A 17,234-nucleotide genomic window follows, 5' to 3' on the forward strand; every position below is an offset into this window, starting at 1 on the left:
GAAGACATGACGGATTCACGTGACAGGCCCGACGATCAAAGCGAAGCGAGCGAATCCCTACGACAGGCAGCCGCTCTGCTGGAACACCATCCGGTTGAAGCCCTCCGAACCCTGCAGTCGGTGACCGGGAAGGACGCGGCAAGCGCTACTTTCCATATTCTGCAGGCACGGATACTGATTGCCCTTGAGCGGTTCCTGGCGGCGGCCGAAGCCGCGCGGCGGGCGTTCGAGCTGGACGGAATGTCGGAGGAGGTGCTGGCGCTGCGCCTGCATGCGCTCAGCCACGGCGGGGACTACGCGGCTCTCGAGTCCGAACTCGGGCAGGCCATGACCCAGCGGCGACACGAGTTCCGCAACCTGCTCGCCATGGCCCAGTGCGCACGCCTGCTGAACCAGAGCGAGCGCGCGGTCCGGCTGTACGAATTGCTGACCCGGCACCGGCCCGACGATGCATCCCTGTGGGCCCGGCTCGGCGTCATCCATGAAAGTCGCGGCGAGATGGAAACCGCCGAATCCTGTTTGCGCGAAGCCATCGCCCGTGACCCGCCGGCAGCACAGTCTCGGTATCTCCTGAGCTGCCTGCGCAGACAGTCCCCTGACGACAATCACCTGCCCACCCTGCATCAGGCCTGGTCGGAGGCGGAGGGCCGCGATAGCGCGCATGCCCGCGAAAAGGCCTGCCTGGCCTACGCGCTGGGAAAAGAGCACGAAGACCTGGAGCAGTTCGAGCCGGCTTTCTCCTGGTACGCCCAAGGTGCGCGCATCGAGCGCTCTCGAATCCACCACTCGAGCGATGAACAAGACCTCCTCTACGAAGAGATCAGTCGCCTGAGCCTCGAAACCAATCCGGGCTCAGCGGAAAGCCATAACCACACCGCGCCCATCTTCATCGTCGGCCTGCCGCGCACCGGCTCGACCCTGCTCGATACGCTCCTGACCCGTCACAGCCGGGTGGCCAGTGCCGGCGAACTCCCCACGTTCCGCGAGGCACTGAAGGCACAGCTGGGAAATGATGATGCCCGCGGCTTTCTCGAACAGACCGTGGCCCGCGACTGCAGTGATCTCGACTTCCAACAACTGGGCGAACGATACCTGAGCATGGCGCGTACCTCCGCGTTGTCCGGCAAGTGTTTCACCGACAAGATGCCCGGCAACCACCTGTTGCTCGGTTTCATCGCCCGCGCCCTGCCCGACGCCCGGCTGATCTGCGTCGAACGAGACCCGGCGGACAGCTGCATGAGCGTCTTCAAGCAACTGTTCACACCCGGAAGCTATCCTTATTCGTACGACCTGGCCGAAGCCGCCCGGCACTGCCTGCGGCACCGCGAACTGACCCGGCGCTGGCTGACCCAGCTGTCAGGGCATGTACTGAAAGTGAACTACGAGGATCTCGTCACGGCAACCGAAGCCACCATGCGCCGGGTGCTGAAATTTTGCGGGCTCGACTGGGAAGCGGCCTGTCTCGACCCCAGCGCTGGCCATGCCGTCATCAACACCGCCAGCGCCGCGCAGGTTCGCCAGCCCATCTACCGCACGTCGGTCGGGCGGTGGCGGAAATATGAGCCGCAGATGGCGCCGGCACTGCGGATTCTCGCCAACGAGGACTCGCAGACACGCGAAGCCCTGAGCCCCGAGGATTCATCGTGAACGCGTTCAGGATACCCGCCACGGTCCTCGCTGCATCAGGCTCGACTGCCGAACTGATTCAATGGGATCATCCTGCACCGAGTGAATTCGAAGCCCCGCCTTTCTCCACCGGACCGCCGAGTCAGGTGGATTGACGCTCCGAATCGCACCGTGCTAACTTGTATAAATAGACTGATGATGGGCCGGACTCCGAGGTTCTGAATGGCGTACGACAGGCTTCACCGTAAAGGGCCTTCGGCCTGACTGCGCAAACTGCCGGCGAGCAGCCGTACCCCAAGCCGTTGGTTGCCTGGTTTACGGTTGCGTCTCTGTTCATCGCCTACATTTTTTCCTTTATCGACCGCATGATCATCGGACTCCTGGTGGAGCCGATGAAGGCCGACCTGGAAATATCCGATACCCAGATCAGCCTGCTCCAGGGCCTGGCCTTCGCCGTTTTCTACACCATTGCCGGCATACCGATCGCGCGGCTCATCGACCGTGCGACGCGGGTGCGGATCGTGTCCACCGGCATTGCCGTGTGGAGCCTGATGACCATGGTCTGCGGGCTTTCCCAGCAGTACTGGCATTTGTTCCTGGCCCGCATTGGCGTCGGTATCGGCGAAGCCACCCTGTCCCCGGCCGCGTACTCCATCATTTCCGACAGCTTCTCTCCGCGCCGACTCGGCGTGGCGATGGGGGTTTACGTACTGGGCTCTTCGGTCGGCGCCGGCCTGGCCTTTCTGATCGGCGCGGTTGTGATCGCGTTGATCTCGAGTACGGGCGAAGTCGTGGTGCCGTTTCTGGGACCCGTGCGAGCCTGGCAGGCCGCCTTTCTGTACGTGGGAGCACCTGGCCTGCTGATCAGCCTGCTGTTCGTATTCATACCCGAACCGGCTCGCCGGCTGACGGGAAAGTCGGCACATGTAGCCGCCACCACCCTGGAGGTGTGGCGTTTCAGCCGGGCCAACGCCCGTTCCCTGCTCGGCATTTGTATCGGCGTGGGTCTGGTCAACATGGCGGCGTTCGCAGCCATTTCCTGGCTGCCCGTTCTGTACATGCGGGCGCACGGCTTCGAACTGGCCGAGGCCGGCTACATGGCCGGGGCGGCGCTGATCGTGGGCGGCATGATCGGTCTGCTCGGAGGCGGCTGGATTTGTGACCGGCTGGGTGGAACGCCACGCGACCGGGTGCGGGTTTCGGCGTGGGCGGTGGCGATCGGAATTGCCGCAGGTGTCACCTTCCCGCTGGTGAGCAGTGCAACGCTATCTGCCGCGCTGTTCGTGCTGTTCTTCTCCGCCTGTTCCGTGCCCGCGGGCTCGGCCGTGTCCGCGATTCAGCAGATCGTGCCCAACGACATGCGGGCGACCGTTTCCGCGGTTTATCTTTTCTTCGTCAGCATCATCGGCATGACGCTCGGCCCCACGGCAACCGCGATGATCGGCGACATCTACTTTCCCGGAGGCGACGGCATCCGCTATGCGGTGTCCATTGTCGCCGGCCTGGGAATGGCCGTTGCCACTGGCTTACTCTTGCTGGCCGGATCGGTCCTGAAGCGTCCCGTCAATGACCCGAGAAGTCCCCTGCCAGAGGCTGGCTCCCCGTCATGACCGGATCGTGCGAGCCCGGTCCGGCCGAATCGGCCGGACCGGGTATGGCCCAGGGTCAGGCTGCGCCGAACGCCCCCGCTTACGACGCGCTACTGAACATGCGCTCGGACAACGGCCGCAGTCCTGAACCACCGGATCCGCCACTCGCCTTGCGGCTGCGGTTGCGATTCCGGCTGCGATCTCCCGCCACGGCGGGCTGCTTCGATGACGCGGCTTTGCCCTGCCCCCGGCGGCGCTGTCCGCCAGCCTCTTGGGATCTGGCGGCCTTCGGCGACGAAGAGTTGCCCGAATTGCCCCGGCGGCGGCCGTTGGGGCGGGACTCATTCTGACTGCGGTTTCGGCGGCCGCGCCGTTCCTGCGGTTCGGCGGCCTGCCGGCCGTTCGATTCGTAACCTGCCACCACTTCCTGCGGAATTTGCCGCCGGATCAGGCGCTCGATATCACGCAACTGACCGCGCTCGGCGGCGGACACCAGCGAAATCGCGGTTCCTTCCTTGCCTGCCCGGCCGGTACGGCCGATCCGGTGCACATAGTCTTCCGGCACATTGGGCAGTTCGAAATTGACCACGTGAGGCAGCTGGTCGATGTCGAGGCCGCGGGCCGCGATGTCGGTGGCCACCAGCACGCGTATGTCGCCGCTCTTGAACTCCGACAACGCACGGGTGCGCGCGCCCTGGCTCTTGTTGCCATGAATGGCGGCGGCGGTCAGGCCATCCTGGTCGAGCTGCTTGGCCAGGCGATTGGCGCCGTGCTTGGTGCGGGTGAACACCAGCACCTGGCGCCAGTTGCCGGCGCCGATCATGTGGCTGAGCAATTCGCGCTTGCGTCCCGCATCGACCGGATGCACTTTCTGCTCGATGCGTTCCACCGTCGTGTTGCGCGGCGCCACTTCCAGCAGTTGGGGATCATTGAGCAAGGTGCCCGCGAGCTTCTGGATGTCCTTCGAGAAAGTCGCCGAGAACAACAGGTTCTGACGCAGCGCCTTGTCCGGCAGCATCGCGATGATGCGGCGGATGTCATGAATGAAGCCCATGTCCAGCATGCGGTCGGCTTCGTCGAGCACCAGCACCTCGACCCGCGACAGGTCAACGGTCTTCTGCTGGGCATGGTCCAGCAGACGCCCGGGGGTCGCTACCAGTACATCCACGCCGCGCCGCAGTTTGCTGATCTGGGGAGAAATTTTCACACCACCGAAGATCACCGCGCTGCGGGTCGGCAGGTGCCGGCTGTAGGTCGTGACGCTCTCGCCCACCTGCGCCGCCAGTTCACGGGTCGGTGTCAGCACCAGTGCGCGCGGGGCGTTGGGCCGTTTGTTCTGGGGCCGCGGCCCGAGCCGGTGCAACAGCGGCAAGGTGAATCCGGCAGTCTTGCCGGTGCCGGTCTGCGCGCAGGCCATGATGTCACGGCCTTCGAGCACCAGGGGAATCGCCTTGCTCTGGATGGGAGTGGGTTCGTTATAGCCCTGCTCGCGCACAGCGCGCAGGATGTCGGCCGAAAGGCCGAGGGAATCAAAAGACATTCGGGAAATTACTCCAAAGGTGCCCCGCCGCCGGCGCATGGCGCAGGTGGATACCGGTCAGGGCGGAATCAGGGGTCGAATCTCGCGGCAGGCCCACAGGGTCGTGGGGGCGTACGGCAGAAGTGACGTCCAGCGGCTGGCCTCATTGCCGAATCCGCCGGTCGCGCCAACCGGTGCGGCGCGTTTGCGGTGTGCATGGTAACAGGTTTCCGGCCACGGCGTATGACGGTCTTTCAATAGACCTTACAGACTCCCGGCCATGGCTTCCGGGCGGCGGGAGAAACCGAAGTACAGCAGCAGCACCGCGCTGATTGGAATCACGGCGGCGGCCACGAACATGGGCCCGAAGCCCTGCGCCTCGATCACCCGTCCCGCCACCAGCATGAACAGCATGCCGCCGAATCCGGCCCCCATGCCGCTCAGGCCGGTGACGGTGCCGACAACACGGTTGGGAAAGGCGTCACCGATCAGGGTCATGACGTTGGGCGCCCACAGCCCGAAGCCCAGCATGGCCATGCAAATGGCCATGAAGGTGACGCCGAAAGCCACATCCAGCGCGATCAGAAATGCGGGCACGGCACATGCGATACCAATCATCATGATGGTGAAACGAGCCGCGAACAGGCTCCGTCCGCGGCGGCACAACAGATCCGACAGAAAGCCGCCCAACAGCAGGCCGGCGCCCTGGAACGTGAACGGTATCCATGCATACTTGCCGATGTCCGCCATCGAAAAGCCCGCACCCTGCGACAGGTAGGTGGGGATCCAGTAGTTGTAGAACCAGATGCAGGGATCGACGAGGACCCGGATCAGGACCACGACCCAGACGTTGCGGGTTTTCAGCAAGGCCAGGTAGCCGGCGCCTTCGGAGGGCGGTGACGGATCAGCCGGCGGCGGATCCTGCGCCGCCGCTGGCGGATCGCTGTCGGCTGCAGGCAAGTGGTAGTAGCGGAGCCAGGCGATCAGCCAGATGAAGCCGATCAGGCCGGTGAACACGAAGGCCAGGCGCCAGTCGAGCACGATGGTGATCCAGGCCACCAGCGGCACCGAGACAATCTGCCCGACACTGACACCGAATCCCCACAGGGAGTTGGCCATGCCGCGCTCCCGGGCCGGGAACCACTCCGCCACCGCCTTGACGCAGGCAGCCCAGCTTCCGGCCTCCCCCGCGCCGAGCAGAACACGGTAAATGGCGAACGAGGTCACGTCGTCGCCCAGCGCGTGCAGCATGGTCGCCACCGACCACCACAACATGATGACGGCGAAGCCGAAGCGGGTACCGAAGCGGTCGATCAGCCAGCCGGCCGCGGCCTGCATCACCGTGTAGGCGAACAGGAAACAGCTCAGGACGAAGGCGTAGTCCGAATTGGTGATGCCCAGTTCATCGCGCAGCACGGGCGCGATGACGGACAGGGTCTGCCGGTCGATGTAGCTGATCGCCGTGGCGGCGAACAGCAGCCCCAGTATCACCCAGCGCAGACGCGACACCATCGCCATCCGCTCAGGCCGTACCCTTGTTGGCGGTGCCGGTCACACGTCGATGACCAGGGCGTCGTGCGCCAGCACGACCGGGCCGTCGTAAACCGCTTCGGCCTTGGCCACGATCTCGTCCCAGATTTCCGGGCCGCGGGCGGGGCCGTAGTACATTTCGCCCATCTCGATGGCTTTCGGGTGACTGGTGTAGGGGCCGAGATGGGTCAGCACCAGCTTCTTCACGCCGGCTTCCTTTGCGACGCGAGCCGCACCCGACGGGCCGGAGTGGCTCCACATCTGCCGCTCCTCGATGATTTCGTCGAGAAAAGCCGTGTCATGAATCAGCACATCCGCGCCCTTCGCCAGATCGATCATGCCCTGGCAGGGGGAGGTGTCGCCACTGATGGCCACCACCCCGTATTCGGACTCCACCCGGTAAGCCACGGACGGCATGCCCACGCACTGGTGGTGCACCACCTCACCGGCGGTCACCTTGAAGGTATCGGTTTCCAGCTCGAAGCCGACCTCGATGTCCAGTGCCTTGACGTTGGGGTCGTTGGACGGCTTGTTGGTGATGTGCGAAGGCAGTCTCCTGATATAACCGCGAACGAAATCGAAGTCGGCCTTGTGCGTGCCGTAGATGGAATTGGCCACCATCGCCTCGGTGCCGTCGGGGCCGTAAACCTGAAGTGTCTGGCGACGTCCGCAGTTCCAGGTGGACATCACCAGGTAGCCGAATTCGGCCATGTGATCCCAGTGGAGATGGGTAAGAAACAGATGCCCCACGTCGTTGGGGTTGATGCCGGACTTGATCAGATTGATCGTGGTTCGCTCACCGCAATCGAACAGCAGGATCTCGTCGTCGATCACTACCGCCTGGCTCGGATTGCCGCGGTCGGGGTCGGGAACCGCAGAACCGGATCCCACGATGACCGCTTTCATGCCTTTTGCCATTACTTCATCTCCTCATGCTATTGGGGTTGTGGACTGAATTGGAGGTCGCGCGCGACCACGGCGGAACGGATCCGACGGCAACCATCGTCCGTTCGCGAATTTCATACGCACAGGTGCCGGGGTTCAAACCGACCGCCCGAGCCGGCTCAAGGTGTCGCGGATCGCCTTTTTCCCCTCGTCTGCGATGGGCAGGACCGGCGGTCGCGGATAACCGCCCGGCAAACCCTGGGCGTTCAGCGCTTCTTTCATCAGCGCCTGGACCGTACCGAAGCGGGGACGGTAGCCGGCCGTGAACCAGTCGGTCATCAGAATGCGATCCTTTTCGCCGCAGGCCAGGGCCTCATCGAGTTGACCCCGGTCGAGGCAATCGAAAAACGCCGGGTGATCACGACCGAGAACGGCACCTGAGCCGATCATGCCGTCGGCCGCGTGATGTGTGTACAGCGAGGCGCCAAACTCATTGGTCGGCACGCCGTAATACCGCACCTGATCCTTGAGCCCGAAGAAACACTCGATGAAACGCCCCATGTCGCCGGTCGAGTTCTTGACCGCCACGACTTTGTCCAGCGCCACGATGCGCTTGAGCACGTCCAGCGAGAGATCGACGCCGGTACCGGGCGGCCAGTTGTAGACGCAAATGGGCAGGTCGATGGCGTCGTTGACCGTGCGGTAGAACGCGACGATTTCGTCATCGGTCGGAACCACGTACGGTGGCGGAGTCAGCAGAATGCCGTCGAACCCGTGTTCCTTCGCCGCGCGCGCATAGCCGATGCTTTCGTTCGGGGTGAACGCATTGCACCCTGCCAGCAGCGGCAGCTTGCCGCCGAGCACAGATCCCGCCTTGCGGAACAACGCCGTGCGCTCGTCCGCAGTGAGACTGAACCACTCGCCGGTCGTCCCGGCCAATACAATTCCGTGCATGCCCTCGCCCTGCAGCCACAGCAGCAGGTCTTCGAGCATTTTCTCGTCAAACCGGAGTTCGGCATCGAACGGCGTGGTGATGGCCGGAATGTATCCACGCCAGGTAACGGAGTTTCGATCCATGGGAGCCCCCACTTCGGATGGTCTGAGCCGTGGCCTCATCAGTCTCTGACTGCTGACACACCGGCTGGATTTCGCGGCGGGCCGAGTGTCACCCGACCGCCCGGAGCATGATCAGGCGTTGCGGTCTTCGGCCAGTTCCAACTGGTTTCCGAAAGGATCGACAACGTATCGATTACGGCAACCGGCATGCGGACCGTCGGTCATCTCGATGGTGCCCGGCATGGGGGTACAGCCGCGTGCTTCCAGGTCGCGTACCGCGGCATCGAGGTCGTTGACCCGCAGCGCGATGTGGTGACCACCGACGTCACAATTGCGGATGGGTTCTTTGCTCGCATCATCCGGCGCGTCGTATTGAAAGACCTCGAGCCGGAGATCCGGGGTGAGTTGTAATTCGACCAGGGTCAGTTTGGCGCCGGGTACGCCGACGTGCTCGGCCATCCAGTCACGGCCGTTGGGGCCTGCGGGAAGGTCCTCCGCGGCCATCGGACCCAGGCGGAAAATCTCGCGGGCACCGAGCGCCTCGCTGTAGAATTTCACGACCGCTTCGAGGTCGGTTACGGTCCAGCCGACGTGATCGACGCCACGGAACCAGGCGGGCGGATTCAACCGGTCGTCGGCTGGATGGTCAGGTGCTGCGTTCATCGCTTCCTCCACAGGTCATGCGATGCGGAATGGAATAACGCGCTCACCCGAGCGAACCGGCCGTTGCGGCGCGGCACGCGTGCGCATTCAGTCCTCTCCGCTGTTCACGGTAAAGACCATCCCGTCGTCTGCCAGAACGAACGGTCCTTCGTAGGCCGTTTTCACGGCATGAATGACTTCCGACCAGACCTGCTCGCCGGGGTTCCCGCCCGTGTACAAGGCCATCATGTCGAGCATGGCTTTGGAGCCGGTCAGCGGATTGACATGATACCCCACCAACATTTTCACGCCTGCCCGGGTGGCCATGTCGCCGAGTTCGGAGGGGGCGGTATGTCCGGTCTGCGGCCGGTCCTTGTCGGGCTTCTGAAATTCCTTGCTGGCGAACTTGCCGCCGGACAGCATGCCCGGATCCGGCTTGGTCAGCTCGTGGATCAGGATATCGGCACCCCGGGCCAGTTCGACCATCTGTTCGGACGGGCCGGTGTCACCGGAGATGACCACCGAACCATGGCGCGAATCCACGCGGTAGGCGAGGCTTTCCGCATCGTAGGGGTAGTGTGGTGATGAGATCGCCGTGACCTTGAACGAGTCGGTTTCGAGAACGGTTCCGGCCCCGCTGTCGTGCACGTCGAACGGTGGCTCATACATCGGCTTGACCTTCTGGTCCGGTGGCCACTTGTCCACGATGAACTGCACGAAGCGGTAATCGGACGCGTGCATGCCGCGCAGGGCACCTTCGTGCAAGGCCTCGGTTCCGGACGGACCGTAGATTCCCATCACGCTCTGCCGGCCCGCGATCCAGGTTGCGTACAGAAAGTAGTCGTAGCTGGCGACGTGATCGAAATGGTGATGCGTCAGAAAGCCGTAGTCGACATCCAGCGGATTGATGCCGGCCTGAATCTGCCCTTCCATCACGCCGCGCCCGAAATCGAACTGCAAAATGGTCCCGTCGATCGTCACGGCCACGCTGGCACCGGCCCGCTCCGGGTCGGGCATGGCGGAACCGGTACCGGTCATCACCACGTGCATGCCCGTGGCGTAAGGGCCGTCGGAGACTTCCGCGAATACCGTTCCCGACAGGACGAACAGCAGGCCGGCACAGATTCGCCAGGTCATTTCACAAACCCGGTCAGTACGGGCATTCGGAACAATTCTCATGTTTTCCCCAGGGTTCTGGTCGACGGCCAATCGGGTATATCGTCACAGGCCCCGGAAATCCGGGGCCTGTGAGCGTTTTCAGGTCAGAAGGTGCGACGGAACGACAGGTAGAAGGTCCGCGGCCAGGGACGAACCTCGCCGGGCGGCACGTAACCGACCGCAGGCTGGCTGTTGCCGTTGAACGTATAGGCCGTGGTTTCGTCCTCATCGAAGAGGTTGTTCACACCGGCAATCGCCGACCATTTCTCGCCGTCGACTCCCACCCTCAGGTTGAAGACCGAGTAGCTGTCGATCTCCCGGTAGGTGGAGTCCGTCGGACGCAAGCGGTTCTGCTGGTCATCCTGGAACGTCAGGTCGCCGCCGATAAACCCCATGCCGCCAATGCTGGTGAGGAACGGAAACTCGTAACGGCCGGAAAGGCTGAAGCTGTACTCCGGCACGTAGGGCAGTGCGTCACCGTCCATGCCGTCGTCTGCCACCGGCAGATCCTGGGTGAGTTCCGCATCCGTCCAGCCGAAGGTCGCGCCCAGTTGCAGGCGGTCGGTCGGATAGGCGGTGAGCTCGAACTCCAGACCGGTCACTTCAGCCGCGCCGCCATTGCCGCGGTAGGCGAACTGCAGACCACCCGGCGCGATGGCGCGCCGCAATACCTGAATGTCCGTCCAGTCCATGAAGAAGGCCGCGGCATTGAACACAAGCCGGCTGTCCATCAGAGTGCTCTTGATGCCAATCTCGTAGTTGTCCACCGAGTCGGAACCGAAACCGGCCGGAATCGACACACCGGCGAGGCTGGCGGCCGTCTGGTCATTGGTGCCGCCGGCCCGGTAACCCTGGGAGAACGTGGCGTAACCCAGGACGTCGTCAGTGAAGTCATAGCCGACATTGAACTTGAAGATGGTATCGCTTTCCGTTGACGACAGCGGGTTGCCCGGGCCACTGCCGGGAGTGCCGGGAAAGCCGGTGACCGCGGTGGCGATTTCGTCCAGATCGAACTCGAACCAGCGCACGCCACCCGTGATGGCCAGGCGGTCGGTTGCCTGCCAGGTCAGTTCACCGAAGAACGCGACCTCGTCGATATCGGTGTCGACCAGGCGGTCGAGGTAGGCGATCGAATCGTCGGTGACCTTGCCGGTGACCGGATCAGTGGTAAGCACCGCGCTCTGGAAATGGCGCTCTTCCTTCTGCGTGAACCCGCCGACCAGCACCTGCACCGGGCCATCCCAGTTGGAGGCGAAACGCAACTCACCCTGGGTCAGCTTGCGGTCCTGCGGCTGGATGATCGTGGTCTGGCCAGTGCCGTCCGCGGGAAACGTCAAACCGGTGATGATCTCGATTTCAGCCGAAGCGTCGCGGAAAAAGTCGGTCTCGCGGTCGAGAATCGAGCCCGTGGCCGTCACCGTGCCCCAGTCAGCCGAATACTCGGCCTTGAGGTTGTACAAATCGATGTTGTCCTTGAAGGGCTCCGCACTGAGCGTGTTGTTCCAGTGATCGCTCGGCGCCGCACCGCCGTTCAGCGACGAACTCGCCGGCAGATCGATCAGCAGATCCATATGCCCGGCACGACCGCCGGTCTTGGATTCCTGCGTCATGGCCGTGGCGGAAATCAACAGGTTGTCTGTCGCCTGGAACGCCAACATCGCGCGAACGGCTTCCGAATCGTCGTAATTGACGTCTTCGGCGAAACGCGTGTCGATGTAGCCTTCCTTCTCGATCACCGTGGCCGCGAGACGCAGTGCGAAGCGATCCGCCACCAGCGGAATGTTCACCATCGCGTCCACGTCCCAACTCGGGAAGTCGGCATTCTTGGTCGAGCTCAGGGTACCGCCGATCTCGGCGCTGAACTCGCTGAGATCCGGTGCATTGGGAATCCAGCGAATGGTGCCGGAAAGCGAACTCGAACCGAAGGTCGTGCCCTGCGGTCCCTTCAGCACCTCGATGCGATCCATGTCGAACAGCCGGATGTCGGGTTGCCGGCCACCCTCCGACGACAGAAACTCACCGGTGATGATGGTTTCGTCGAAATACAGGCCGACGGTACCAGCACCCGAGGAGCTGATGCCGCGGATGATGTAGGTTTTGTGCCCCGGGCCCTGGTCGTTGACGCTGAGGCCGGGAACGAGCCGGAAGTAATCGTTGAAGTCCAGTGCACCGGTTTCCTGCAGCCGGTCGCCGGAAATGGCCTGCACCGTGATCGGAATGTCCTGAATCAGCTGGCCGCCACGTTTGCTGGCCGTGACGACGACTTCTTCGAGCGCCGATGCTCCCGCATTCGATTGCGCCTGCGCCGATCCGGCTGCAAGCAATCCAAGAACCATCCCCGCGTACGTGTATGTGGTATGTCGCATGTGTGTGCCCATCGTTAGTTGCGGAAGTCCGTGGGAAGAGGCACGCGACACAACCGCGTGGCCATTTCGCCCGGCCCTGTTCTTAAGGCTAGTCCGTTGCGGGGGCGAGTCAATGCGTTCAATCGCAGAAATTTGTTGTCTTTTGCGCAACACACTCCGGGCCCAGACCACGTAAACACCCTTGCCGGAACCGCCGGGACGATGGAACAGCCCGGCCGGCACCCAACGTTGTCCGCAATGCAATGAGAGCGCACTTTCGACGCACCGGCGCTTATGGCACCCTCGAACGCAGTTTCCGAAATTCGGCTAAATCCGGCCGTTTCGTGCCCCGACGCGGTTACGACACGCACGGACCGATCTTCCATCTTGAAGGCAGAATACTCATGTTTAAAACCAAGATTGCAGCGATCTTTCTGGCCCTGGCCCTCCTCCTGCCTTCGGCTTTGCCCGCACAGGAAGGAGCCGAAATCGATCTCGCCGTCGTGGGCGGGCGGCTGATCGACGGATTCGGCGGAACGCCGCTGCCGAATGCGGTAATCCTGGTAAGCGGAAACCGTATCGTCGAAGTCGGCCAGGTCGGCATGGTCGACATCCCCGCCAGCGCCGCCGTGGTCGACAGCAACGGCATGACTGTCCTGCCCGGCCTGTGGGAATCACACGGCCACCTGTTCCATGCCGCCGAAGGCGATCCACAATCGTTTCCCGCCAAATTTCGCGAACGCGCGCCGGCAGTGATGGCGGCGGTGGCGAAAATCAACCTGATGTCCGGTATCACGAGCTTTCGCGACACCGGGGGGCCGATTGAACAGCAGTTACAACTTCGCGCGGACATCGAGGCGGGCGAGACCGTTGGGCCCCGCCTGTTCCTGGCCGGCCCGATTCTGAGGCAAGAGGCCCTGGATCCGGACGGAAGCCGGGGCGAGTACTACATCGACTCACCCGATTCGGCGCGCCGGGTCACCCGCAAAGTGCTCGGCCTGGGCGTGGACCAGATCAAGGTCTACGGGTTCTGGGACCGGGAAATTCTGGAAGGTGTGACCCAAACAGCGCATGAAGCGGGGATCGGCGTTGACGCCGACGTGCGGCACATTACCGCCTACCGCACGGCCATCGAGGCCGGTGTTGACCGCCTGCATCACGTATTTACCGCCGATGCGCTGTCGGACTACAGCGACGCGGACCTGAGGCTGCTCATCCGCGGGCTGAAACCCGCGGCGGCGGGACCGATGGCCAATATTCTTCGCGGCCCCTGGATTCTGCCCACGATTGAAATGCGCATGGCCTACGCCCGCGTGCTGGCTTTTCCCGAATTGATCGACCATCCGTCGCTGGCCCGGCAATACCCGCCGGACGTGTACGAACACTTGCGCGAGTCCTGGGAAAATCCCTCATCGGTGCCCTGGGGCATTGGCGCGCCGGAACGAATCAAGGTGGCCAAGAGAAAGCTGGCGCACTTCATCGAGGCGGGCGGGCGCGAACAGATTGTCGCCGGCACGGACGCGGGCGCACCGTTCAATTTCCACAGTCCGCTGACCCGCGAACTGCGCAACCTGCACGAGGCCGGCCTGACCGCGATGGAAACGATCCAGGCTGCGACCTTGCGCCCGGCACAACTCCAGGGCGTGCAAGAGGATCTCGGCAGCGTCTCGGCCGGCAAGCTCGCCGACATGGTCATCGTCGACGGTGATCCGCTGCGCGACGTGTCGGTGCTGCAGCACCGGATCGCCGTGGTGATCAAGGATGGTGAGGTTTACCGCCCCGGCCACGGCGCGGACACCGACTAAACCCGGGGCGGGGAACCCGGCCGCCCTATCGGGTGGCCGAAGCGGGCTTCAACCCCCGCTGCGAATCCGGCTCAGCGCGTCACGGGCTTCCCGGATTTCAGGCAACGGCGCATCGGAGGCGCCCCAGTAGTCGAGGAATTCCGTGTACAGGCGGCCGGCGTCATCCATCCGGCCCTGGGATTCATAGAGCCGGCCCAGGCGATAGTGTGCACGCACGAACATCGTCGGGATGTCCAGCCGCGCATCGGTGAGCCGGATGATGTGCAGCAGGCTGTTCTCGGCCTCTTCGAAGCGCTCGAGCGCCAGCAGCGCACGCACTTCGGTTTCGCGGTACAGCGGGTGATCGTAAATCCCGATGGCGCGCGTGATGGAGGCGAGCGCGTCCGCGGCATGCCCGTCAGCGAGGCGCAGCTCCGCGTCGAGCTGGTAGAAACGCCTCAATTGATTATTCAGGCCCGCTTCGAACACCGCATCGCCGATGATTCGCAGCCGATCGCCCACCGTGTGCAGGCTCCCTTGTTTGATTTCCCCCAGCGCGGCCAGGTGAATCACATCGAGACCGAGCGCGCTGGCCGCCGGCACCCGTTCCAGGGCACGCGCGAACGAGTCGCTCGCGGCATCCAGATCACCGAACTCGGTCTGGATGTAGCCGATCTGCATGAACCTTCGGGCTGCGTCCGCATCACTGCCGCCGTTTTCGACGGTAAGAACCCGCGCCGCGTTCTTGTGCCGGATCGCATCGGCGAACCGGCCCTGGTAAAGCGCGATCAGCGCCAGTTCGTCATTCGCCGCGAGACGGGCGCGAAAGTCCTTGCTGTCGAGCAGGGGCGAAAGCAGCGCGGACGACTCCGCGTATTCCCCGGCGAGTATCATCGTTCGTGCCAACTGAACCCGGGGCTCGAGCTGATCGGGATGACGGCGCATGCGCTGCTCGAAAAACGCCTTCGCGGCCGCGATATCGCCGTCGCGGCGGGCCCGGATGCCCTCGGCCAGATCACCCTTGGGCGCGGACGGACCGCCATGAGGCAGATCGGAAGCGGGTTCGGGCCGCCATTGCTCGCGGCCCTGTTCGAAAAACTCCGTCAGCATCGTCGCCAACGCGTCGAGATACGCGGCACCGAACTCGGCGGTTGCCGGCCGGGGATCGCCCAGCGCTCCGGTCGGGGCGACAGCGCGCGTCCCCTCCCGGTTCATCTGCTCGCCAATTCCGTAGGCGTCGCCCATGAAGCCCTCTTCGGCGCGATTCATGCGCACCAGGTCCGGCCGCACCGCCAACGCCATCGCTGTCTCGCTCATGCCGGCGTGCGAGCCGGCGACATCGAGCGGAACGCCCAGACGTTCCGAAGTCGAAACCAGGGCGCCGATGTATCGGTCGGCATCCGCGAACGCCATCACGTTCACGTACGGATAAAGCGTGTTCAAGCGGCGGCCGACCTCGGCCACGGTGGTGAAATTTCCCCCATGGGTGGGCACGATGGCGATATGGCGATAGCCATGCCATATCAGGCTGTGCGCGTACTCCATGATCATTTTCGCGAGGACTTCGCTGCGCACCGTAATCGTGCCCGGAAAGGTCATGTGATGAGGCGAAACACCGACCCGGATATTGGGCGCAATCAGGGTACGTCCCAGCCGGCGTGCGATTTCCGGGGCGAGGTAGTCGCCGGTGATCGAGTCACTGGCCATGGCGATCTGCGGGCCATGCTGCTCGGTCGCGCCAATGGTGATGATCGCCGTGTCGGTGCCCTCGGCCAGGGCGGTTTCGATTTCCTCCCAGGTCAGTTCTTCCATGTGGAGGGACGTCTCAGCCAGCCCGGCTTCGGCGGACAACGCGAGAAGAAGAACACACAGCGACAACACGGTGGCTTTCATTTCGATCGATGCTCCTGCTTTGCTTCGATAGCGCGGGCCAGAGGACCCCGGCCGATGGTGGACCGTGGCGCGCGCGGAACTGATCCGGCCGCCACGGCGGCCAGGGCCGGGAGGTGGTTCAGGCGGACACCCCGGCGCCGACCGCCCTGGCGGGCTGGACGGACCCGGCTGGCAACCGATCGAGTATCGCGAGCGTCTCGCGCACCTTCTCGAGTCCATGTTCGTCGAGATCCATGACCGGCGCCCGGGTATGTCCTCCCGGCAACCCCTGCAGATTGAGCAGTGCCTTGAACGTGCCCTGCGTGGAACCGTACTTGGCCGTGTAGTCCGGATTGAACAGCCGCGACATCACCAGATCGAGACGCTGACCCAGCGCGCGGGCGCGGTCGATGTCACCGTCCCAGATGGCCTCGAAGTAGTCCGCGTATTCCCGCCCCAGTACCGCACCCGCGCCCATGGTGCCGTCGGCGCCGTGCTGCAAGGTAAGGCTGATGCCAAGATCATTGGTGGGCATGCCGAACACTCGCACCCGGTCGTTCAGGGAGAAGAACACGTCCAGGTAATGGTTCATGTCGAATCCGGCCGTGGAGTTCTTGATCGCCACCACCCGGTCGAGTTCGCAGATGCGCTCCAGCAGGGCGCGTGACATGTTCACGTGCGTGCCTGGCGGCCAGTTGTAAACGCAGATTGGCAGCGTGACCAGTTCGTTCACCCGGCGGTAAAACTCGTAAATCTCACCTTCGGTGGGGCAGACATAGGGCGGCGGCGTGACCAGCACCCCGTCGAAACCGAACTCGGCGGCGAGCGCGGCATTGGCGGAGACCTCTTCAGCCGTGAACGCGTTACAGCCGGCGATGATCGTCATGTGGCCTTTCAGCTCTTCGCTGACGACTCGCAGCATATCGCGCCGCTCGCCACGACTCAGGCTGAACCACTCGCCCTGGGTTCCCAGAGCGATCATGCCGTGAATGCCTTCATTCAGCAGCCAGCGGCAAAGCTGCCGCTCCGCGTTGAGGTCCAGGGCGCCGTTGGCGTCGAAGGGCGTGGTGATGGCGGGGATGTATCCGCGCCAGTCAATCGAGTCTCGATCCATAAGTTTGTTTCGCGCCCCGGTCGCGGCGCCAGTTATTGATGATGGGGAAATGCTATTGCCCGAATCACCGCAGCGCAATTACCGCGGCCGCTCAACTTTGTTGCACGGCAGGCA

12 protein-coding genes are annotated in these 17,234 nt (G+C 63.6%); 3 read left to right on the forward strand and 9 right to left on the reverse strand.

The window, feature by feature from the left end; all coding sequences use genetic code 11:
* The first annotated feature begins 6 nt into the window (after positions 1 to 6).
* Positions 7 to 1,647: a tetratricopeptide repeat-containing sulfotransferase family protein gene (locus V3330_RS09215; RefSeq protein WP_354695121.1), complete on the forward strand. Its 1,641-nt coding sequence runs from the start codon at positions 7 to 9 to the stop codon at positions 1,645 to 1,647.
* Between the two features lie 281 nt (positions 1,648 to 1,928).
* Positions 1,929 to 3,236, forward strand: coding sequence for an MFS transporter (locus V3330_RS09220; protein ID WP_354695122.1), 1,308 nt, complete (start codon positions 1,929 to 1,931; stop codon positions 3,234 to 3,236).
* A 79-nt stretch (positions 3,237 to 3,315) separates the two neighbouring features.
* Here the strand turns inward: V3330_RS09220 and V3330_RS09225 are convergent, their stop codons facing one another.
* From V3330_RS09225 to V3330_RS09255, 7 genes are all read right to left on the reverse strand, one after another.
* Positions 3,316 to 4,755, reverse strand: coding sequence for a DEAD/DEAH box helicase (locus V3330_RS09225; RefSeq protein ID WP_354695123.1), 1,440 nt, complete (start codon positions 4,753 to 4,755; stop codon positions 3,316 to 3,318).
* Between the two features lie 243 nt (positions 4,756 to 4,998).
* The gene (locus tag V3330_RS09230; protein ID WP_354695124.1) at positions 4,999 to 6,246 is read right to left on the reverse strand and encodes an MFS transporter; all 1,248 of its coding nucleotides are present in this window, start codon (positions 6,244 to 6,246) and stop codon (positions 4,999 to 5,001) included.
* 39 nt (positions 6,247 to 6,285) lie between these two features.
* Complete coding sequence (locus tag V3330_RS09235) at positions 6,286 to 7,182, reverse strand: MBL fold metallo-hydrolase (RefSeq protein WP_354695125.1); 897 nt, start codon at positions 7,180 to 7,182, stop codon at positions 6,286 to 6,288.
* Positions 7,183 to 7,305: 123 nt separating this feature from the next.
* Positions 7,306 to 8,226, reverse strand: coding sequence for a dihydrodipicolinate synthase family protein (locus tag V3330_RS09240; RefSeq protein ID WP_354695126.1), 921 nt, complete (start codon positions 8,224 to 8,226; stop codon positions 7,306 to 7,308).
* A 111-nt stretch (positions 8,227 to 8,337) separates the two neighbouring features.
* Complete coding sequence (locus V3330_RS09245) at positions 8,338 to 8,868, reverse strand: VOC family protein (RefSeq protein ID WP_354695127.1); 531 nt, start codon at positions 8,866 to 8,868, stop codon at positions 8,338 to 8,340.
* Positions 8,869 to 8,955: 87 nt separating this feature from the next.
* Positions 8,956 to 9,984, reverse strand: coding sequence for an MBL fold metallo-hydrolase (locus tag V3330_RS09250; protein ID WP_354695128.1), 1,029 nt, complete (start codon positions 9,982 to 9,984; stop codon positions 8,956 to 8,958).
* A 125-nt stretch (positions 9,985 to 10,109) separates the two neighbouring features.
* Positions 10,110 to 12,371, reverse strand: a complete 2,262-nt coding sequence (locus V3330_RS09255; RefSeq protein WP_354695129.1) for a TonB-dependent receptor — start codon at positions 12,369 to 12,371, stop codon at positions 10,110 to 10,112.
* Positions 12,372 to 12,754: 383 nt separating this feature from the next.
* Here V3330_RS09255 and V3330_RS09260 point away from each other — a divergent pair, with 383 nt between their 5' ends.
* Positions 12,755 to 14,155: an amidohydrolase family protein gene (locus tag V3330_RS09260; RefSeq protein ID WP_354695130.1), complete on the forward strand. Its 1,401-nt coding sequence runs from the start codon at positions 12,755 to 12,757 to the stop codon at positions 14,153 to 14,155.
* A 48-nt stretch (positions 14,156 to 14,203) separates the two neighbouring features.
* Here V3330_RS09260 and V3330_RS09265 read toward each other — a convergent pair whose 3' ends face one another.
* Positions 14,204 to 16,027 (reverse strand): creatininase family protein, encoded by a 1,824-nt coding sequence (locus V3330_RS09265; RefSeq protein WP_354695131.1) that lies wholly within the window; start codon positions 16,025 to 16,027, stop codon positions 14,204 to 14,206.
* Positions 16,028 to 16,145: 118 nt separating this feature from the next.
* Complete coding sequence (locus V3330_RS09270) at positions 16,146 to 17,120, reverse strand: dihydrodipicolinate synthase family protein (protein WP_354695132.1); 975 nt, start codon at positions 17,118 to 17,120, stop codon at positions 16,146 to 16,148.
* Positions 17,121 to 17,234 lie beyond the last annotated feature (114 nt).

The sequence above is a fragment of the Elongatibacter sediminis genome (genome assembly GCF_037892215.1).
Classification (GTDB): Bacteria; Pseudomonadota; Gammaproteobacteria; order Xanthomonadales; family SZUA-36; genus Elongatibacter; species Elongatibacter sediminis.